Annotated in this window: 21 protein-coding genes; 2 read left to right on the forward strand and 19 right to left on the reverse strand. The window is 59.5% G+C overall.

What is annotated here, in order from left to right; genetic code table 11:
• Positions 1–5: 5 nt before the first annotated feature.
• The 17 genes from BMX78_RS00500 to BMX78_RS00580 all read right to left on the reverse strand — a co-directional run bounded on the left by BMX78_RS00500 (position 6) and on the right by BMX78_RS00580 (position 13,667).
• A complete protein-coding gene (locus tag BMX78_RS00500; RefSeq protein ID WP_091415097.1) occupies positions 6–1,502 on the reverse strand; it encodes a TadA family conjugal transfer-associated ATPase in 1,497 nt (498 codons plus the stop codon).
• On the reverse strand, positions 1,502–2,695 hold the full coding sequence (locus tag BMX78_RS00505; protein WP_091415099.1) for a CpaE/TadZ family protein: 1,194 nt from the start codon (positions 2,693–2,695) through the stop codon (positions 1,502–1,504). Before BMX78_RS00505 ends, BMX78_RS00500 begins: the two co-directional genes overlap by 1 nt.
• Positions 2,692–3,447, reverse strand: coding sequence for a Flp pilus assembly protein CpaB (gene cpaB / locus BMX78_RS00510; protein ID WP_091415101.1), 756 nt, complete (start codon positions 3,445–3,447; stop codon positions 2,692–2,694). Before cpaB (BMX78_RS00510) ends, BMX78_RS00505 begins: the two co-directional genes overlap by 4 nt.
• 33 nt (positions 3,448–3,480) lie before the next feature.
• The gene (locus BMX78_RS00515) at positions 3,481–4,446 is read right to left on the reverse strand and encodes a TadE/TadG family type IV pilus assembly protein (RefSeq protein ID WP_091415104.1); all 966 of its coding nucleotides are present in this window, start codon (positions 4,444–4,446) and stop codon (positions 3,481–3,483) included.
• Complete coding sequence (locus BMX78_RS00520; RefSeq protein WP_091415979.1) at positions 4,434–4,823, reverse strand: TadE family protein; 390 nt, start codon at positions 4,821–4,823, stop codon at positions 4,434–4,436. The genes BMX78_RS00515 and BMX78_RS00520 overlap by 13 nt, the downstream gene beginning before the upstream one ends.
• A gap of 93 nt (positions 4,824–4,916) precedes the next feature.
• Positions 4,917–5,123 (reverse strand): Flp family type IVb pilin, encoded by a 207-nt coding sequence (locus BMX78_RS00525; protein ID WP_091415107.1) that lies wholly within the window; start codon positions 5,121–5,123, stop codon positions 4,917–4,919.
• Between the two features lie 266 nt (positions 5,124–5,389).
• Complete coding sequence (locus tag BMX78_RS00530) at positions 5,390–5,602, reverse strand: Flp family type IVb pilin (RefSeq protein WP_353615415.1); 213 nt, start codon at positions 5,600–5,602, stop codon at positions 5,390–5,392.
• 8 nt (positions 5,603–5,610) lie between these two features.
• Positions 5,611–6,483, reverse strand: coding sequence for a type II secretion system F family protein (locus tag BMX78_RS00535; RefSeq protein WP_091415109.1), 873 nt, complete (start codon positions 6,481–6,483; stop codon positions 5,611–5,613).
• 10 nt (positions 6,484–6,493) lie between these two features.
• A complete protein-coding gene (locus BMX78_RS00540; protein WP_091415111.1) occupies positions 6,494–7,447 on the reverse strand; it encodes a type II secretion system F family protein in 954 nt (317 codons plus the stop codon).
• Positions 7,447–8,808 (reverse strand): TadA family conjugal transfer-associated ATPase, encoded by a 1,362-nt coding sequence (locus BMX78_RS00545; protein ID WP_502686261.1) that lies wholly within the window; start codon positions 8,806–8,808, stop codon positions 7,447–7,449. The genes BMX78_RS00540 and BMX78_RS00545 overlap by 1 nt, the downstream gene beginning before the upstream one ends.
• A 101-nt stretch (positions 8,809–8,909) precedes the next feature.
• Positions 8,910–10,109, reverse strand: a complete 1,200-nt coding sequence (locus BMX78_RS00550) for a CpaE/TadZ family protein (protein ID WP_091415116.1) — start codon at positions 10,107–10,109, stop codon at positions 8,910–8,912.
• A complete protein-coding gene (gene cpaB / locus BMX78_RS00555; protein ID WP_091415118.1) occupies positions 10,106–10,870 on the reverse strand; it encodes a Flp pilus assembly protein CpaB in 765 nt (254 codons plus the stop codon). The genes BMX78_RS00550 and cpaB (BMX78_RS00555) overlap by 4 nt, the downstream gene beginning before the upstream one ends.
• Positions 10,871–10,890: 20 nt before the next feature.
• Positions 10,891–11,892 carry a TadE/TadG family type IV pilus assembly protein gene (locus BMX78_RS00560; protein ID WP_091415121.1) on the reverse strand — a complete coding sequence of 334 codons (1,002 nt, stop codon included), beginning with the start codon at positions 11,890–11,892 and terminating at the stop codon, positions 10,891–10,893.
• Positions 11,880–12,278 carry a TadE/TadG family type IV pilus assembly protein gene (locus tag BMX78_RS00565; protein WP_091415124.1) on the reverse strand — a complete coding sequence of 133 codons (399 nt, stop codon included), beginning with the start codon at positions 12,276–12,278 and terminating at the stop codon, positions 11,880–11,882. Before BMX78_RS00565 ends, BMX78_RS00560 begins: the two co-directional genes overlap by 13 nt.
• An 83-nt stretch (positions 12,279–12,361) precedes the next feature.
• Positions 12,362–12,511: a Flp family type IVb pilin gene (locus tag BMX78_RS00570; protein WP_502686262.1), complete on the reverse strand. Its 150-nt coding sequence runs from the start codon at positions 12,509–12,511 to the stop codon at positions 12,362–12,364.
• 82 nt (positions 12,512–12,593) lie between these two features.
• Positions 12,594–12,794, reverse strand: coding sequence for a Flp family type IVb pilin (locus BMX78_RS00575; RefSeq protein ID WP_091415128.1), 201 nt, complete (start codon positions 12,792–12,794; stop codon positions 12,594–12,596).
• A 276-nt stretch (positions 12,795–13,070) separates the two neighbouring features.
• Entirely contained in the window at positions 13,071–13,667 is a 597-nt protein-coding gene (locus tag BMX78_RS00580) for a prepilin peptidase (RefSeq protein WP_091415983.1), read from the reverse strand.
• Positions 13,668–14,025: 358 nt separating this feature from the next.
• On the opposite strand from BMX78_RS00580, the gene rplM reads away from it, so the two are divergent.
• Together rplM and rpsI are read left to right on the forward strand one after the other, a co-directional pair.
• Entirely contained in the window at positions 14,026–14,469 is a 444-nt protein-coding gene (gene rplM / locus BMX78_RS00585) for a 50S ribosomal protein L13 (RefSeq protein ID WP_015937805.1), read from the forward strand.
• Between the two features lie 38 nt (positions 14,470–14,507).
• Positions 14,508–15,011, forward strand: a complete 504-nt coding sequence (rpsI, locus tag BMX78_RS00590; protein ID WP_050054349.1) for a 30S ribosomal protein S9 — start codon at positions 14,508–14,510, stop codon at positions 15,009–15,011.
• A gap of 953 nt (positions 15,012–15,964) precedes the next feature.
• Here rpsI and BMX78_RS00595 read toward each other — a convergent pair.
• Entirely contained in the window at positions 15,965–17,758 is a 1,794-nt protein-coding gene (locus BMX78_RS00595; RefSeq protein ID WP_170850648.1) for an ArnT family glycosyltransferase, read from the reverse strand.
• 133 nt (positions 17,759–17,891) lie between these two features.
• The gene (locus BMX78_RS00600; RefSeq protein ID WP_286138733.1) at positions 17,892–19,643 is read right to left on the reverse strand and encodes a glycosyltransferase family 39 protein; all 1,752 of its coding nucleotides are present in this window, start codon (positions 19,641–19,643) and stop codon (positions 17,892–17,894) included.
• Between the last annotated feature and the right edge of the window lie 64 nt (positions 19,644–19,707).

Below are 19,707 nucleotides of genomic sequence, written 5' to 3' on the forward strand. Positions count from 1 at the left end.
TGTGCCTATCTTCCGGGTGTTTGGGTTGCGGGATTTTGGGGGCCGGCGAAGACGCTGGGGGAGACGTGGATGCCCAGGTCCTCGAACCGGTCGATGAACCGGGGCCGGATTCCGGTGGCAACGGGTTTGCCGAGGAAGCGGCCATGGGCGTCCACTCCGGCGGAGTAGTCGAAGACGAATGCGTCCTGGAGGGTCACGATGTCCCCTTCCATGCCCTGGACTTCGGTGACGTGCGTGATGCGGCGTGAGCCGTCGCGGAGCCTGGAGATCTGGACGATGAGGTTGACGGCCGAGGCGATCTGCTCGCGGATGGCCCGCAGCGGCAGGTCCATCCCGGCCATCAGGACCAGCGTTTCGAGCCGGGCAACGGCGTCGCGGGGCGAGTTGGAGTGCACGGTGGACAGGGAGCCGTCGTGGCCGGTGTTCATGGCCTGGAGCATGTCCAGCGATTCCCCGCCACGGACCTCACCCACCACAATCCGGTCCGGGCGCATACGCAGGGAGTTGCGCAGAAGTTCGCGGATGGTTACGGCACCCTTGCCCTCGGTGTTCGGCGGCCTGCTTTCGAGTCGGACCACGTGCTGCTGCTGGATCTGGAGTTCCACGGCGTCCTCGATGGTGACGATGCGTTCGTCGGACGGGAGGAAGGAGGACAACACGTTGAGCAGGGTAGTCTTGCCGGTTCCCGTACCGCCGGACACGATGATGTTGAGCTTGGCCTTGACGCAGGCGTTGAGCAGCTCGGCCATCTCCGGGGTCAGGGTTCCGAAGTCGATCAGGTTCCGGACCGTCAACGGGGTCTTGCTGAACTTTCGGATAGTCAGCGACGAGCCGCCCACTGCCAGCGGCGGGATCACGGCGTTGACACGCGAGCCGTCCTCCAATCGCGCATCCACCAGCGGGGAGGACTCGTCAATGCGGCGGCCCACCTTGGAGACGATGCGCTCGATGACCTTGCGCAGGTGCTCCTCGGAGCTGAACCGGGACTCGGTGAGCGTGAGCTTTCCTTTGCGCTCCACATAGATCTGGTCCATGCGGTTGACCATGATTTCCGTGACGGCGGGATCGTCCAGCAGGCGCTGGAGCGGTCCGAAGCCTAAAACGTCATCAGCCACATCCTGGACGAGACGGGTGCGCTCCTCCGGAGTGAGGGGTACCTGCTCGGCGTCAATGATCCGGGTCAGTTCCTCCTTGGCGGTGGCCCGCAGCTCCTTCTCGGTGACAGCCGCGTCATTGAAGCGCGTCCCCATCTTCTCGAAAAGGGCGCTGGCCGCGCGAAGCTTCATGGCTGCGAAGACATCCACGCTCGGTGCCTTGGGCACTGAGGGCGTGCCGGCGTCGTACGTTGGCGTCAGGGGAGCCTGCTGGGCCGGAGTGTGCCGCACCCCGCCGTCTTGGGAGGGGGGCACGACGGCGGGACGCGGCGGCTCGAGCACGGCAACGTTGCTGCCGCTCGCCTGGGCGCGGTCCTGGACAGCGCTGATCCGTTCGGAGAGCTTCATCAGATGACCACCCTTCGGTGAAGTTTGCGCTGGGCCTGGGCACGCCAGGCCGGGTTGAACCTCTCCACGAGCTGGCGGAGGCTTTTCACGGCCGGGTCCTTTTTGGATTCCTGGAGGACGGGGATGCCGCGGTTGGTGGACAGTGCCACGGCGCGGGACCGGGGAACGCTGACGTCCACGGGCGCGCCGATGGTGGATTCGACGTCGCGGACGTTGAGCCCTGCCTTGGGGTCCGCCATGTTCAGGACAACGTGGCGTGATTCGGGCATGATCTCGAGCTGGCGGAGCACCTCAAGGCCGGAGCGGAGGCCGCGCAGGCTGGGGATGTCCATGGCGCTGACCCACACCACGTCTGTGCACTGCTCCATCGCGGCGAGGCCGATTTCGGGCATGCCGGGGGCGGTGTCCAGGACCACGTACTGGAATTCGTGGGACAGCTGTTCCACCAGGCGGCTGACCTGTTCCGGGGTGATGTGGTCCGCGTCCACCGGGTTCGGCGGTGCGCAGAGGGCGTAAATGCCGGCCGGGTGCACGGTGAGGAAGGCCTTGAGGACCAGAGAGTCCTGGGCTGCTGCCGGCGTGACGGCATCCGTGACGGTGTGCTGGGGGTTGAGGTAGAGGCCGGAGGCGACGTCGCCGAACTGGAGGTCCAGGTCAACGATGACCACGCTCATGGGCGCGATCTGCCCCAGGCCGATGGCGATGTTCGTGGCCAGCGTGGTTTTGCCGACGCCGCCTTTGGGGGAGAAGACGCCGATCACCAGGCCCTTGCCGTTGGTTTCCTGGTTGCTTTCGGGGCCGCGGTGCCGGGTGGCGAAGGACTGGCAGGCCCGTTCGAGCAGCACCCGGATTTCTGCGGCGTCCGCCTGCGGGCTGAGGATGTCCCGGATGCCGGCGCGCATGGCATTGAGGAGGTGCGCGGGATCCACGTCGCTGACCAGCACCAGGCTGAGGCCGGGGACCTGGACGTCGAAGACCTTGGCGAAGCGCAGAGCTTCCTCGTAGGGCACGTCCGGTCCGATGATGAGCACTTCGGGCTGTTCCTGGTTGAGGAGGGCGAAGAGTTCATGCGGGCCGGCCGGGAGGATGTCCGAGGCGATGGTCTGGACGGAGCCGCGCAGGCCGTTGGCGACGGCGGCGCGCAGCTTCTGGTCGAAGTCTCCGTTGGGGGAGAGCAGGACGAAGCGGCTCACCTGTACACCACTTCCTTGCGTTCGATCTTGGGCCCGTTGTCCTGGGCGTCCAGGGGTTCCTTGGTGAGCCAGAGGCTGCCATTGATGGAGGTGAAGATGATCTTGCTGGCGTCCACATCGCTGACTGCGACGGTGAGCATGAGGGAGCCCTCCGGGAGGGTGGTGTCTGCGGGGTCGGTTCCGTCCGCCGGCTTTTCCGCGCTCGCGGCCTGGGGAGCGCGCTGGACGGCGGTGACCAAGACCTTGCGGAGGGTGAGCTGGGTGGAGGCGTCTCCTGCGGCGGCCTTCACGGCGCCGTTTTCGAAGTTGAGCGAGATACCCACGTGGTCACCCACGTTGATGCGCCCGCCCACGACGCGCTTGGGCTCTACCTCGAACGAGACTTCCTGAAGACCGGCCGGTACCTCGACCGCCCCCTTGGCTTTCACATCCGCCGGCGCGACGAGTCGTTCTGCCAGGAGCTGTTCACCGGGCACGAGGTCCACAGCGCTGACCGTGCCAGCCTTGTTGTCCAGGGTGCTGAGGGCACTGACCGACACTCCTGCTGAGGGGATCTTCTCTACAACCAGGGAGGCGGTCATGTCGTTTACTGGCGTTCCGGCCGGGATAGCGTTCTTTACTACCAAGACGTTCTTGGGTTCCGTGGAGGCCAATGCCCGCTGGTCCGCACCTTGGGCGTAGAAGACGATGAGGAGGGCTCCTACAATCGCCAAAGCGACCGCGGCCGTTCCGGCGAGCAGGCGAGACTTCACTTTTAACTCCTGGATAAGGGTGGTTCTAGGTGATCAGAGGGTGAGGCGGGCAATCGAAGCCCCGTAATCCGGGGTACTGCCGAGTTCAAAACCTTCGGCCAGGGAAACGAACTTCACGAAGTAGCCCCTGATGGCCTTGTTTGCCACAGCCGTCCCGGTTGTCCAGCTGATGGATGCGAAGTGGTATCCGGTGACGTGGAACGCTGCGAAACCTTTGATGTAGTACTTGCCGCTGGACCCGGTTCCCGTAGCTATGTCGTACAAGGGCAGGAGGACGGTCTGGTCGTTCATCTGGGTGAAATCAGCTGCGGCGCACGTTGAGGGGACGCTTGCTCCTGTGTCACTGGCGAACCAGATGCCCGAGTTGGTAGATACGCCCGCTGTGGCGGTTATGGAGCATTTTGCTGACGTCGTCTGGATCCAGCCGAATCCGCCAGGTATTCCACCACATCCGTTCACTGATTGCTCCAGCACCTGCTCGAGGCCCTTGACGCCCCCGGCAGGAATGTTCAGTTTGCAGTGGGCGATGGCCAACGGCAGTATAATAGGTCCTTTGGACGGAGTTCCCCACACGGCCGACGAACGGGCGCCGACTTCCTTGGTTGGGATGCCGATCGCCTTGGCGAAGAAGAGGGAAACGGAGTTGTCCTTGCCCCCGGATTCCTTGGCGGAGGTGGTGACGCTGACCTTCCGGGCTGTCTTATCGAGCTCGATGCTGTACACCTTGCTCATGCCGTCCAGGGCGTTCTGGTTGGCGAGGCTGGTAGCGAGGCTCGACGTCGTAGCGCAATTCGCATCCGCAGCGTTCCGCGCGCATTTCTGTGCGAGGGCGACGGCGGCCGCGTCAGCTCCGTTTTGGAGTTGTGCGCGTTCTGAGTAAATGACTCCGACGTCGACGGCGATCGCCACGAAGCCTAGGAGAGTTACCAGAAGGATGGCGACGATGACCGAGACGGCGCCGTGCTCCCGCCCTGCCTTGTCTGTCTTCAGCCGCCGCACAACATGACTCCCTTGCCTGTCATGGGGAAGGGCCCGGCGATGCCGGTGATGGTAGGCAGCGTGTAGCTGATGGTGAAGGTGGTCTGCGGGCTGGCCCCGGCGGGAATCATTGAAGGGCAGGCTGTGCCGAACTGTATGTTGGTGTCCTTTAACCCGGGATTCAAAGAAGCTGCAGCGCTCTTCGCAGCCGAACGTGCGGCTGCCTGGTTACCGGAAATGGCCATGACCCGGGCGCCGTCGCGGGCAGCGTTGGTCAGGGTGATTTGTGCGTTGTAGGCGCGCCCGAATTCGATGGTGCCCAGAACAAGCATTAAGAGGAGGGGCAGCAGGATTGCGAATTCGACGGCGGCCGCGCCGCGCTCCGAATCGTGTGACACCTGCTGCACCTCCTCTTCAATGTCTCGTTTTGTCGCTCCCGTTTGAGGCGGTGCGGTTCCGATATGGGGTCCGAAACCGGACTTTCTGCTTTACTACGGGGAGGGGATGGCGGTGGTGGTGGGGTGAGCGATGTCGCTCGTGACACCGGTGAAGAGGGTGCCGAGCTGGCCGCCGAGGGTGCTGACAGCGACGATGATGACAACGGCGATCAGGGCGACCATGATGCCGTATTCAACGGCGGTGGCGCCCTTTTCTTCGTTGCGAAGGCGGATCATGAGGTTGGTGTAAAGAGAAAGCATTTTGTACTCCTGAGCGAGACGGATTGGCTGGCCCTGCACCAGCACTGATACGAAGTTAGCAACCAGAATTGGCCCTAAACCTGGATCTTGGAGCATCCTGCGCAAAGGCTTTTCGGGGTGTTCTTTTCCTGCGTTTTCGCTTGGCTTTTGCTGCGCCAACACTGCGATTCGAACTTTCGCGGGCACACAAACGGACCCCCTCGGTTCTGGGTGCCGAGGGGGTCCGGTCTTTGGGGCGCCGAGCGGGCGCGAGGGGCATGAGACTACTAGGGGAGACCTAATGCCGTTCTGATGCCAGCGGTGAGAAAGCCAAATGACGAGTTCAGCGCGGTACCGAATAGACCCACACCAGCAACAATCACGATGGCAATGAAGCCGACCAGAAGGCTGTACTCAGTAGCGGTGGCGCCGCGTTCCTGGTTGCGGAAGGTGGTCAGGACAGCAGATGCGCCCATCAGAAGCCGCGTCAGATATTTCACCAGTCCTCCTAGGAAAAGGCTGCAACAATATTCATCACTGCTGGCCCTAGCAGGATGATGAAGAGGGTCGGGAAGATGAAGAAGATCAGCGGAAACAGGATCTTCACCGGGATTTTCATCGCGTGTTCCTCTGCCCGCTGGCGGCGCTTTAGGCGCATTTCGTGGGCTTGAACCTTCAGAACCTTTGCGATGGCAATGCCGTACGCATCTGCCTGGACAATGGCCCGGATAAAAGATCGCAGGTCCGGGACATCAACACGGTCAGACATCGACAGGTAGGCCTCCTTCCGGGACCGTCCAACTTGCATATCCTGCAAAGTCCGGGTCATTTCGTCCGCGAGCGGCCCGCTTCCATTCTGCGCCGTGCGGGCCATCGCGGCCTCGAACCCCAAACCGGCCTGTACGGAAATCAGCATTTGATCCAGGGTGTTGGGCAGTTCCTGCCTGATCTTGGCCCTTCTTTTCTCGGCATTGGTTCGCACCAGGAGATCGGGCGCGAAGTAGCCGAACGCAATTGCGGCGAGGAGAATGGCAAAGCGAGCTGGTTCCGGGGACGCGAGGAAGAAGAACAACCCGAAGGCCGCTGCTCCGAGCGCCAACATCGGTTTGACCACCAGGAGGCGCTCCAGCGGCCACTCTTTCGGCCGCCCCACCGCCGCAAGCTGCTTGTCCAGCCAAGCGACGTATCCCACTGGAGTGATTTTGCGGGCGATGGCGCTCGCATCTATAGAAACGCCCTGCTGGGACGCGTTCCTGGCCCTTTGGCCCAAGTTTGCCTGGATGTTGCGCATGGCAACCCTGTCGACAGCGAACACGGACCAAACCAGATAGGAGATGGGAATAACGATTGCCAGCATCGCGCCTAGTGCTATCGGTGACATGTCATTGCTCCTAGTACTTAGGTTTGATCAGACGGCTGAGCCAGAAACCCCCGGCGGTCAGCATGACAGCGGCGGCCCCCAACATCAGATAACCGGGCACAGTGCTCGTAAAAGTCTTCGAGTACGAGGGATTGATAAAGATCAACGCGAAGAAGAGCACTACCGGAAGGCCCATGAGGACCGCGGCAGACATTTTGCCTTCAGCGCTCAAAGCTTTTACTTGCCGTCTAATTTGGTTGCGGTCTCGAATCGTCTCGCCAACGTGATCCAATACCTCCGCCAGGTCTCCGCCCACTTCACGGTGGATCTCGATCGCTTGGGAAATCCAGGAGAAATCCTCACTGCCAGTGCGCGCAGACACGTCCAGCATGGATTCTCCAAGGTCCCGGCCGATCCTGGTCTCGTTGACGATTCGGCTCAGCTCTTCGGACATCGGAGCGTCAGATTCGCGGGCCGAAGCATCAATGGCCCTAAGCAGGCTGTGGCCGGCACGCATGCTGCCGGTGAGCATCTGCAGAGTATCGGGCAACTGTTCGTCAAACTTGCTCTTGCGGCGTGATGTCAAGACGGTGAGATAGGCGAGCATGCCCCCGGGAACGATCGCGAACGCCAGGATTGCGAAGAAGAGGCCACCCAACATGAATGCCAAGACGGCGCCGACCAGTGAGCCTGCCCCCATCATCAAGAGGAAGTCGGCCGGCTGGGCCTTCAGCCCCGCACGCTCAAGCCGTTCCCGACTGACAAGGAAGTCATTCTTCCCTTTCAACTTCTTGTTGATCGCGCCGACAGCAGTATCGGTGAGAAGGGTTAGCTTGGAGGCGGCCGCCGCGACGTCCGGGCGGCGCCTCTCGATCGGAATCACGTGCTTGGATTTGAGGACCACTGTGAACAGGAGGATGACTGCCGCGAAAAGCAGCAGCACTCCCAACAGCATGGGTGCTACTGAGTCCTCTGGTACGGTCATCACCGGCTCCTGACTGCCTGGGCACCGAACACAGCGGGAGAAATCTTAATGCCAAGTTCCTCGAACCTGTCAGTGAATCGAGGACGGACTCCTGTGGGTATCGGCTTCCCCATGAAGCGACCGTTGGCATCGATGCCGGCAGAGTAATCGAAGACAAAAGCGTCTTGCAGTGTGACGATGTCCCCTTCCATCCCCTGTACCTCGGTCACGTGTGTTACTCGTCGGGATCCGTCCCTAAGCCGGGAGATATGCACGATGAGGTTTACCGCCGAAGCAATCTGCTCCCGAATAGCCCGTAGGGGAAGATCCATACCGGCCATCAGCACGAGAGTTTCCAAACGGGCTACAGCATCTCGCGGTGAATTGGCGTGAACAGTTGAGATCGAGCCGTCATGACCGGTGTTCATCGCTTGAAGCATGTCCAGCGACTCACCTCCACGGACTTCGCCGACGACGATCCGGTCAGGCCTCATACGCAACGAGTTGCGGACCAGGTCGCGAATGGAAACTTCGCCTTTCCCTTCAATGTTGGCCGGCCGGCTTTCAAGCCTGACCACGTGATCCTGTTGAAGCTGCAGCTCGACTGCGTCCTCAATAGTGACGATTCGGTCCGAAGCCGGGATGAAGGAGGACAGAACGTTCAACATGGTTGTTTTGCCTGTGCCGGTACCGCCGGAGACGATGATGTTCATCCTGGCCAGCACACATGCTCTGAGGAGCTCCGCCATCTCGGGGGACAAGCTTCCGAAACCAATGAGCTTCTCTACTGTGAGTGCTTCGCGCGAGAATTTCCTGATCGTCAAGGAAGCACCGTTCACAGCCAACGGCGGAATGATGGCGTTCACACGGGAACCGTCAGGGAGCCGGGCGTCTACCAGTGGCGATGATTCGTCAATACGGCGGCCAATGCGCGTGACGATGCGCTCGATGACCCGCCGCAGGGCGTCTTCGCTGGTGAACTTGGTATCTGTAAGGAACAGCTGGCCGTGGCGCTCCACGTAAATCTGGTCTGCCCGGTTCACCATAATTTCCGTAACGCTTGGGTCGTCTAGATAACGCTGCATAGGACCGTGACCGAGGACGTCGTCTATGATTTCGCGGGTCAGCCGCTGGCGTTCACCCTGAGACAGGGGGACCTGTTCTTCATCGACGACTGCCCGCAGCTCATCCTTGACGAACTGATGAAGCTCAGTTTCTTCCAAGGACGAGTCAGTAATCCGGGAGCCGAGCCGCTCATACAACGCCTGGCTCGCCCGCTCCTTAAGCCCCGCCAGCGCTTCACTCGCGCTTCCCTCTGTGAGCTGCACGTGTGTGGAAACCTGAGACTGTTCAGCCGCTTGTGCCTGCTGTAAAGCGCTCAGTGTAGCTGTTGGAGTCTGCGGTGCCGAGGAGGAATCCGGCACGCTCGTTTCGGGAGAACCGCTCCCATCGGAGCGCAGCCTTGCAAATCGGTTTGAGAGTGTCACTGCACTACCGCCCTTCGGTGGAGCTTCTTGCGGGGAGCTTCCCAGTTTGGTTTGAAGCGCTCAACCAGGTTCCGGAGGCCTTTGGCTGCAGCGTCACGGCTGCCATCCTGCAGGAGAGGAACGCCCTTGTTTGTTGAAAACGGAACTGTCCGCGAACGGGGGAGCACGATGTCGACGGGAGCGCCAATTGTGGCCTCTACATCCTGAACGGTAAGACCAGTCTTGCGGTCAGCCATATTGAGGACAACATGCCTGTTATCCGGGAGCAGATCGAGCTCGGAGAGAATCTGGAATCCCGTCCTTAGGCCACGGATGCTTGGAATGTCCATTCCGCAAACCCACACTGCGTCCGTGGCCTGCTCGAGGGTTGCCAGGACATGCTCGCCAAGACCTGGGGCCGTGTCCACTACTACATATTGGAATTCAGCCCGCAGTTGACGCAGGAGATGGCTCACGTGTTCCCCGGTGATTCTGTCCATCTCGATGGGGTTGCGAGGGGCACACAATACGTAGATGTTTCCAGGGTGAAGAGACAGATACGTCTTGAGGACCATCGCGTCCTGGCTCGCTGCTCCCACTACGGCATCGGTGATAGTGAAATCAGGGTCGAGCATCAGACCGCTTGCTATATCGCCGAACTGAAGGTCGAGGTCCACCACCACTACGCTCATCGGAGCTATCTGGCCCAAACCGATGGCGAGGTTGCTGGCGATTGTGGTCTTGCCAACGCCACCCTTGGGTGACATGACCGCCACCACCCGGCCGCCTTCGGTAGTTGGACGCTCTGCGGTATTGGGGCTCAGTCCACGCCTGCGCCCCGCGGCTGCCAGGCTCGCCCGCTCTACCAACGCGCGGACCTGATCCATATCTGCCGAAGGTGGGATGAGGTCCCGGATACCGGAGCGCATGGCATTCAAGGCCAGTTCGCCGTCGTCATCCGCGGCCAGCACGATGCTGATTTCCGGATACTGGAGGTCCATTACTGCGGCGAACTTGAGTGCCTCGTCCTGCGGTAGGCCAGGGCCCAGAATCAGTACCTCGGGCGGTTCACCAGCCTGCTGCCGAAGGATATCGTCGGGAGATTCGGGCAGGTATGCGGCCTGGAAGAACTGCAGCGATCCGCTAAGCGGAGCAACAGAGGCCCGGACCTTCCGCTCGTAGTCAACGGACGGGGAGATCAATATGAAGCGGCTCATTTGAATACCTTTGTCTGATTGACAACACCGTTGGTGCCCTCAGTGGCATCAGCCGGCTCCTTGGAGAGGTAGACCTTTCCGAACTCCGCTGCGTAAACCAGCTTCTCGGTGTCGACAGCGTCACGTGCGAAGGTGATCAGGTAGGCATCGCTGGAAGTTTGCGCGTCCTTGTTGGCGTTCAATGAACCAGTGGAGCTCGCTTGCGTGGCCTGCGCCTGTGTCTGGGCGGCGGCCCCCGAACTGAACTGAACCGCTGTCACCAAGACCTTGTGGAATGTCAGCTGGGTCCCGTTTTCGCCAGCGGCGCCAGCCATGGAAATGAAGATGCCCACCGTGTCACCGGCCTGGATCTTGCCACCTACCACTCGTTCAATTCCAAGGCGGAGGGTGATTTCCTGCAGTCCCGCAGGTACCGCAACCCGTGATGGCCCGAGGTACGCGTTTGCGTCGACCAAACGGCTGCTGAGCAGTTGCTCGCCGGGGACGAGTGCGACTGAGGTGACCATTGAACCTACGGCGCCCAGATCTTGGACGCCGTCAGCCGCGACGGCGGTGCGCGGCACCGGCTTTGTGGTGACGTACTGCGAGAGTTGACTGGCCGGCGTTCCCGCCGGCACTTCCTGTTTAACAACCAGGACGTCCTGAGTTTCCGTATTCGCCAGGGCGCGGCGGTCGGCGCCCTGAACGTAATTGAAAAGGAGTACAGTGCCTAGAACTGCTACAACCAGCGCGGCGATGCCTCCCAGTAGGCGTGCTTTCATTACTTTCCCCTTAGTTGGAACTACTTGATGAGTCGGATTTCCGAGGTGCCGAGGTCCTCGCCGCCCGGAATGTAGTTTCCGGAGCCAATGACCGTGTACTTGACGAATTGACCGATAACGCAGCGGTCGTTGCCGCCTGTGCAGGCCAGAGAACTTGTCATCCCGGGGTCGCTGCCGGTGTTCCGGAACTCGTAGACTCCGTTATTGCCGAATTTCCAGCCCCATATCTTGAAGGTGGCGTAACCAATGACATGGAAGGAGCCGCCCTGACCGGTACCTGATGAAGTGTCGAAAACGGGAAACTCGACCTTGACTTCTCCCCCTGCCAGCAGAGTCGTCTTCCAGGTGCCAAGGATGGTGGCGCAGCCACTTGGAGGATTGTTACCGGGGTCGGAGCCCATGTCGTTGGTGCCCACTTGCGTATTGGCGACACAGGGCGAATCTTCATCAAGCCAGCCCCAACCACCTGGAATCTGTGTACCGGAGGGTCCCGTGCACGTTCCCCCGGGTTTGTAGGAAATTTTCTGGGCCTCTGCCGTCTGGCTCCCTGAGGCCAGGTTGTAGCAGTTGTCCGATAGAGCAAGAGGGAAACCAGAACCGCCACCAGGGGGACCCGCAGCTGCCGTCGCCTGGGCTCCCACAGTTACGGGGCCGGCGTTGATGGCATTTGCAAAAAGGTTGGTCAGGAAACTGGATGATCCGTTCTTGGTTGACGTTGTCACTGTCACCTGGCCGGGGACGGAAAGGTCTACGGCGGCGGTGCTCGCGGCATCATTGGAGTTCGAGTTTGCCAATCCGTCAGCTAAGGCAGGAAGGCATGTGCCGTCTTTGCAACTTTTGGCGACAGCCAAGGCACCCGCGTCGGCCCCGTTCTGCAGCTGTGAGCGTTCAGCATAAATCTGGCCAACGTCAACTGCCATGGCGCCTGCGCCTATGAGAACAAGCATCATGACGGCGACTGTTACGCCCGCCGCTCCGCGTTCGCCTTCCGCGACCCTTTGCTTTTTAACTAGCCGCCACATTGCATGGCCCCTTTGCCTGTAACTGTGAGTGTGGACCCGAAGAAGCCTGTCAACGATGAGCCGCTGTACTTGACGGTCACAACGGCGGTCGATGCCGGCGTTGCTGCTGGGCAAGCCGCCGCGGTGTAGTCGAAAGTAAGTAGCGAAGAGTTGATGGAAGGAGCCCCGGCTTTGCCGGCAGCAGTTGCCTTTGTCGCGTCCTTGGTGATGGCCATCGTCCGGGCAGCTTCGCGGGATGCTTGTGTCACCGACACCTGGACGTTGTAGGCGTTGGAGAACTCGACGATCGCGATGATCAAAGCGATCAGGATCGGAGCAACAAGGGCGAATTCGACGGCTACTGCGCCTCGCTCGTCATGCTTCCGGGTTTTATGGCTGCGTTTCAACGGGTCCCCCTGGACGGTTGCAGCGTGGACTTTAAGTGCGGTGTGCCGCGCTGATAAAGCGCGGCACACCGGTTTTCGTTTACTTACCAGCCGCCGACCGTGGCGCCGAGGCTGCTGAAAAAGGTGTTCAGGTTTGTGCCGAATAGTGTGACGCCGGCGACAATGACCAGTGCGATGAGCCCTACCAGCAGCGAGTACTCCGTTGCGGTAGCTCCCTTTTCAGAGGTAAACATCGTGCGAATGGTCACTACCAGTTGCTGGAGAGTGGAATTGATACGGGACATGATTTACCGCCTTTCGTCTTGATACGTTCCGTCACCAGCCGCCGACGCGGACGGCGAGGCTGCTGAAGAAGGTGTTGAGGTTGCCGCCGAAGAGTGTTACGCCTGCGACGATTACGAGGGCGATGAGTCCCACGAGCAGTGAGTATTCGGTCGCCGTTGCGCCCTTTTCGGAGGAGAATCGATCCTTGATGCCGGCGACGAAAGCCATCATCGAGACCATGAGAGAAGTCATTGTATTTTCCTTAATTCGGTGAAATGGATTGAAATGATTTCAACGAATTTCCAGCTGCCCCCATAATTCCTTAGCGGCTGGACTTCGCTAAGAAGAGATTGTCAGTAGGGGTGCAGAGGCAACAATGCGTAGTGGTACTCGACTTTTTCAAAGCGCAGCAGGAGTACGTACTCGGAGGAGGGCAGTAGTACTCAGCAGGTGAGCTGAGTACACGGCTGACTACTTAGAGTGAGCGTTTGGCGGACTGGGCATAGGGGAAGCCCGGTCGTGGACGAGCTAAAGAAGTAAGAGGGTGACGGCCGCGGTAGCGCCCAGCATTGAGGGGCCGTGGGCCACCTCTGCCACTGTTTTTCGACCTTTTCTGTTGAGAAGTGCAGCAGTGACCAGGCCGTTGAGTATGAACCCGAGGAGGCCGCCATAAAGCAGCTGACTCCAACCTAGGTACCCGAGGTAAAGGCCGATGGGCGCGGCAAGCTTCACGTCACCCATCCCGATGCTTCTTGGGGAAATTAGACCCAAAATGAGGTAGCTTCCGAACAAAATAACGGCACCAGCCAGTGCGCGCAGCAGATCGTCAGCATACTGATTAAGAATGGCTGGCGTTATAAACAGCAAGAGCCCGCCGGCTAGGAGCATTAGAACGAGTGGATTCGGCAGCAAGTGCAGTGAAATATCGATGCGGGCGAGCTGTACGCCGACTACTGCAAGGAATAGAAATGCGGGGAAGTCAAAAGCAATTCCCAAACGCAGTGCAAAAGCTAGGCATGAGATTCCGGTGACCGCCGCCGTCGTAATCCGCACTGGCGGGCCGGGAAGTCCGCCAAGTCTCGGAAGACATTTGGCGATGAGGATCTCAGCTGCGGGGGAGAGCATCAACCCTAGAAGGCCCGCCCCAAGGGCGAGGAGCCACTCGGAACCGACATTACCCGCTGCAAACACCGCGACCCCCTGCGTCCATGCCGGCGGGAGCTGAGACGCCGTCCGGCTACCCCATTTTGACCCTGAACGCCTTAACGCGCTAATCTTGGTAGTCGTTGTGCGTGTCCTATTCCGATGGTGCGTGCCCGCTTGAGAATCCGGTTGCAGGATGACTACTCAACGTGCACATTCGGAACCTCAGGATGACTGGTTACATAGAGCCCTCACCTCTGTTCCGGTAGCGCGCAGACAGTAGGTGCACGAGCTAGTGACACCTAAAAAAGAACGCCAGAACAAGAACGAGGCAAACACCGTGCGTACGTACACCCCGAAGCCCGGCGATATCAACCGCCAGTGGCACGTCATTGACGCCACAGACGTTGTCCTTGGTCGTCTTGCAAGCCAGACCGCAATCCTGCTGCGCGGCAAGCACAAGGCCACCTTTGCGTCCCACATGGACATGGGCGACTTCGTCATCATCATCAACGCTGAGAAGGTAGCCCTGACCGGCGCCAAGCTGGAGCAGAAGCGCGCATACCGCCACTCCGGCTACCCGGGCGGCCTGACCTCCGTCAACTACGCGGAGCTGCTGGAATCCAACCCGGTCCGCGCCGTGGAGAAGGCCATCAAGGGCATGCTCCCCAAGAACTCCCTCGCTGCCCAGCAGCTGGGCAAGCTGAAGGTGTACCGCGGTGCAGAGCACCCGCACGCCGCACAGCAGCCCAAGACTTTCGAAATCACCCAGGTCGCCCAGTAGTCCTGGCCACCAAACAACTTATCTATACAAGGAGAATCGTGGCTCAGAACGAAGAGACCACCGAGGCCGTCGAGGCCGAGGAAACCCTGACCAGCTACACCTCTGAAAGCTCAGCTGCCGAAGCTGCGCCCAAGAAGGAGCGTCCGGCACTGACCGTTGCCGGTGCTGCAGTTGGCCGTCGCAAGGAAGCCGTTGCACGCGTTCGCGTTGTCCCCGGCTCCGGCAAGTGGACCATTAACGGCCGCGCGCTGGACAACTACTTCCCGAACAAGCTGCACCAGCAGGACGTCAACGAGCCCTTCAAGATCCTCGATCTGGAAGGCGCCTACGACGTCATCGCCCGCATCCACGGCGGCGGCATCTCCGGCCAGGCCGGCGCCCTGCGCCTTGGCATCGCCCGTTCGCTGAACGAGATCGATGTCGAGAATAACCGCGCCACCCTGAAGAAGGCCGGTTACCTCTCCCGTGACGCCCGCGTCATCGAGCGTAAGAAGGCCGGTCTCAAGAAGGCCCGCAAGGCTCAGCAGTACTCCAAGCGCTAAACCCGCTTGCACAGAAAGCCCGTCCCGCCATTGGCGGGGCGGGCTTTCTGCGTGTAGGCCCAACCCTTATCTGTCCTTAATGCTTCAAGCATCCGAGTAGAGGGTGTCTTCGGTCAGTACGATCGGACGCAGAAACAATTACTTCCCGCCTTCTATCAGCTTGGGTGGTGGATTCCCGCCTGCGGAGGGCAGGCACGCAAATGGATGCACCGTTGACGAATATTTGCCGAAAGGGTAGACGCAACCGCAAAGGAGGGGCCGCTGCTGCGCCTCCACCTAAGCGGACTCTTCGGTAAGAGGACCGTTCGGAAATGATGTCTGATATTAGGGAAACGCTGGCGAAGCCGCCCTTCCTGGCGGATGCATGCAAAGCAGATGAACAATCGACCACTCGGCAACGTGTTATTGCATGCCATGAGCAGGATGAGCAAGACACATCGTTCATCCGCGCTTGTTGAGCTCCTTGCCCGAAGGCAGCTCGTGTTTACCCAGACGGCGTTCCTTCCTCTACGGCCGTGCCGCAATAGCACTAGCTGTGCAATTGACCTGTCAGCCAAAGATGCGGAATGCCATGACAATGAGGATTCCCATCGCGATGAACACACTATGATAAGGACCCGGGCTCTGCGCCACCAATAGCCAGCCGTGGGCTGTATAGGTAGGTGAACCACTGGTCCGGTGGGACAAGCGCTGATTGGCTCAGAATTGTCTACTTTCCCTACTTACATCGCGAATCACGCTCTTTCTTTTTGATGCTGCACAAATGTGTCCGTCATTGTCATGGTCCTGCCAGTTTGAGCTGAAAACGCGGCCACCGTATCCAAGTCGGAAGATATCCTAACGATTGGATGCAAGTACTGTTCCACACTTTTAGCACCGTAGAGCGGCCACCTGAACTGCTGTAGGCGCCCTCAATGTACTCTGGGGCTCATATGAGTCGAATGAGCGCCTTGCTAGGGCTGGATGAGGGGATACACCGTAGTGCTCCCAAGCTTTTCGGATTCGAAATTAGTCTCTACCCATCTAGAAATTGCTGCCGACGTTGATTCCGGGTCTTGGACCTCTGTGAATGCTTCCTGTTGGACGAAGTAACAGATTTGTCCCGCAGCCACACTGTCCCTGAATCGGTCAAGAGTTGGAGAGGGGTCGCTCCCAGAAAAACCTCCTACTGGCATAACTGGGCGACCAGATTCCAACTGAAGACGTGCTGCGGTTTGACTTGCGTAAGTGGCGGCGGCCCACGTGCAGCCGCTCGTGTCGGATAACACCTCGACTACCTGGGGATCCGGGGCACGGCCGACGACGACATCGTGGCCCCACGCTGGGTCGTTATGTTCTAGCGAGTTCAAGAGGTGACTGATACTGGCGGGATTTCGGGTCAGCATTCCGGAGATCGGATTCGAACCATGGAATTCTTTGGTGACGTTATGAAGTGACGTAGCTACCGGCGCGAACAGCAGGGATGCGGCCAGGACAGTTGCAGCGCCCAGTTCCATATTCCGTGTCGGTGGTCTCACTATCAGCGCGGCCACGGCCCCTATGCCAACTCCAAGGACAGCATTCGGCATCCACTCAGGCCATCCCGTTGTTCCTGAAAGAATCAACCACGATGAGAGTAAGGCCGTAAGAGCAGTAGCCGCCCCTGATAGGCGAGTGCGCAGAGATGCTCGGTTCGCGATGAGGATCTCCAGTGTGAGACCGAGCAGTAGGGCAAGTGGCGGAGCAATCGCGGCGGTGTAATAGGTGTGAATTTGATCACCCATAAAGCTCAGCAGCAGGAAAGCAGTCACAAGCCAGACGATGGACACTAAAGTTGCAGCTTTTAGGACGGGAGTTTTGCAATTCGACCACCAGTGGGCCGCCAGCAGGATGACAGCTAGGAGGCCTGCGAACAAGAGCCAAGATGCCTCTTGATTGTAGTTAACGTTCAGCAATCGAAAAAAACCCGCGTCGCTGTCAACTGGGCGGAATTGGCTGGGAGCTTGCATCGCTTTGCTTATCGTCCCCCCACCAGCAATCCGCTCGATGCCGTTGTAGGCCAGGGTCAGTTGAAGGACACTGTTTGAGGGCGAGCCGCCGACGTAAGGCCGCTGATCACTTGGAATTAAATCGACAACGGCCATCCAAAGGCCACCCGTTACTATCAATGCGCTAGCGCCGACTGCTGCAGTTCCTAACCGACTTTTCCAGGGCTGGGGGCTGAACAGGAGAAAGGCAAGTCCCAGTGCTGGCACATTTAGCATTCCCTGAAGTTGTTTTGTCATGAAAGCCATCCCCAACAAAGCGCCTGCCACGACGAACAGGCGCCCGCGTTGAGTCTCAATGCTCCGCAGAACGAACCAAGCTGCGGCAGTCATAAGCATCAGCATGAGTGGGTCCGGATTGTTGTAGCGGGACATCAGGGTGACGATAGGAGTGGTAAAGAAGACGATTGCCCCAAAAATGGCAGGGACAGCGGAGACGCAGCGCCGCAAGATGAGGTAGATCAAGAGCGTCGTTCCCACGCCCATAAGAACCTGAGGTAGCACGACAGCAGTCGGACTAAGTCCGAGCAATCTCGTCGAAAGGCCCATGACCCAGAGGCTGAGGGGCGGCTTGTCCACGGTAATGGAGTTGCCCCAGTCGGATGAGCCGTAAAAGAACGATGTCACGTCCAAATTTCCGGACTGAACGGCTGCAGAGTAGTAGTAATTCGCCCAGCCATTCGCGCTTAGATTCCAGCCATAAAGAAGTAAATTTGTTGCCAATACTATGAGTAAAGCTGGCCGCTCCCATGCTGGGTCCTGAACACGTCCTCGCCATAGGCTCCGGACCACGCCGGCCACCCGCTTTCCGACGGCCCTGCTCGTCGATGGTGCCCCGGAGTTTCCGGCTCGCGTGTTACGAGTCGAGGTCGTAAATTCGAACGCCATCAACGGTCTCTTCCTTGAAGTTTTCGTGCACCCAAAGTGAAATATCAATAGTGTCTTGGCTCAGCTCCCCCCTTTCCAGGAGATCCTCCTGCCAGATGAAATACCCTACTTTTCTCTCCGTTACCAACCGCTGGAACTGAGAAAGTGTCGGGGCTGGATCCGTACCGAGCCATCCTCCTAATGCAATTACGGGCCGGCCCGATTCGAGCTGGTACAAAGCCGCGTTCTGGGCAGAGTACGTGGCTGCAGTCCATTCATTCCCCTGCTGGCGTAGCAGTTCCGCTACGTGTGGTGATGGTTCAGCGCCGAAGGCTATTTGGGCAGCCCATGCCGGTGTCCCTGCCCTAGCAGATGCCAACAGGCGTGACATAGCCATGGGATCGTTAGCGATAGGACCGGACTGAGGATTAGTGCCCTTCTGCGGCATGGCAAGGGTGTAAACATTTGCACCCATCGGTGCCAGTATCAATGAGATTGCAACCCCGCCCGCTGTCATCAGTGTGCCGCGCTTTGAACTGCAGATTAGCCACCCTGCAGCGCATAAGATTCCACCGGCCACAACGAGGATTCGGAACCAGATGGGCCAGACATCGCTGTAGTTGAGAACGCGGAAACACATATACGTTCCGGAGGCGATGACCAGTCCACCCACTGAACGTGGCACCACCCGATCCCGCTTGCGCCAGAGTTCGTATAGGCCAATGGGAACGACTAGAGCCGTAGGGGCAGCGAGGGAATAAGTGTAATAGGTGTGAATCATGGAACCCATGAAGCACAGCAAAAGAAGCGTCGTTGTAAACCAGGCAACGCCTAGCACTGCGGCGCTTCTTTTGCGGGTGCTGAGACTCAACGTTCGGTGAAGCACAATCATGACGATTGAAAGCGCTATAGCCGGGAATAACACCCACGCGATCTCTGGCGCAAAATTACCGTCGAAAATCCGGGTGAAACCGCCGTTGTAGGGAGCAAGTTCGTCGTGCGCAGCGGCTCGATTTCCATCTGCTTGGGTAGGAATGCGGATAAATCTTGCAAGCCCGTTGTAGTCGAGAGTGAGTTCGAGGATGCTGTTCGTGGCTGACCCGCCGACGTAGGGTCGCGCTGCTGCCGGAGTGAGCTCGACTAGGGTCATCCACCAACCACCGCTGATGATCAGGGCTGCGAGGGCTGCAAGGAGTCGTACGAGGCGCGCACCGAGGGTACCGGCGCCGAAAATCAGAACTACCAGGACGAGCGCGGGGATTGGCAGGAACGCCTGGATTTGCTTGGCCATGAAACCCAGGCCCAGCGAGGCGCCAGCGAGCAGGTACCAGGCCCAGCGGTTGTCCTCAATAGCACGGAGGACGAAGTACACGGCTGCCACTGTCAGGAGCCCCATGAGTGGTTCTGGGTTGTTGTAACGGGACATGAGTACTACCACGGGGGTGGTGGCGTAGATGAGTCCGCCCAACAAGGCCGGAGCAGCCGAGTGGCTGCGGCGGATAATTTTGTAGATCAGCCAAGTAGTGGTGACGCCCATAAGCGCTTGGGGGACGAGCAAGGCCCACGAGTTCAGTCCGAAGAGCCGGACTGAGAGGGACATGATCCAGATGCTAAGGGGTGGTTTGTCCACCGTGATGAGATTGCCGGCGTCCAGGGAGCCGTAAAAGAAGGCTTTCCAGTCCTGTGAACCGGCCTGTGCGGCGGCGGAGTAGTAGGGGTTGGCCCACCCGTTTCTGTCCAACCCCCAAAGGAACATCGACGCCGTAGCGGCCAGGAGGACGGCAAGTCCAACTTGCTCCCAACGC

The organism is Arthrobacter sp. OV608 (assembly GCA_900110595.1).
In the GTDB taxonomy this organism is placed as follows: Bacteria; Actinomycetota; Actinomycetes; order Actinomycetales; family Micrococcaceae; genus Arthrobacter.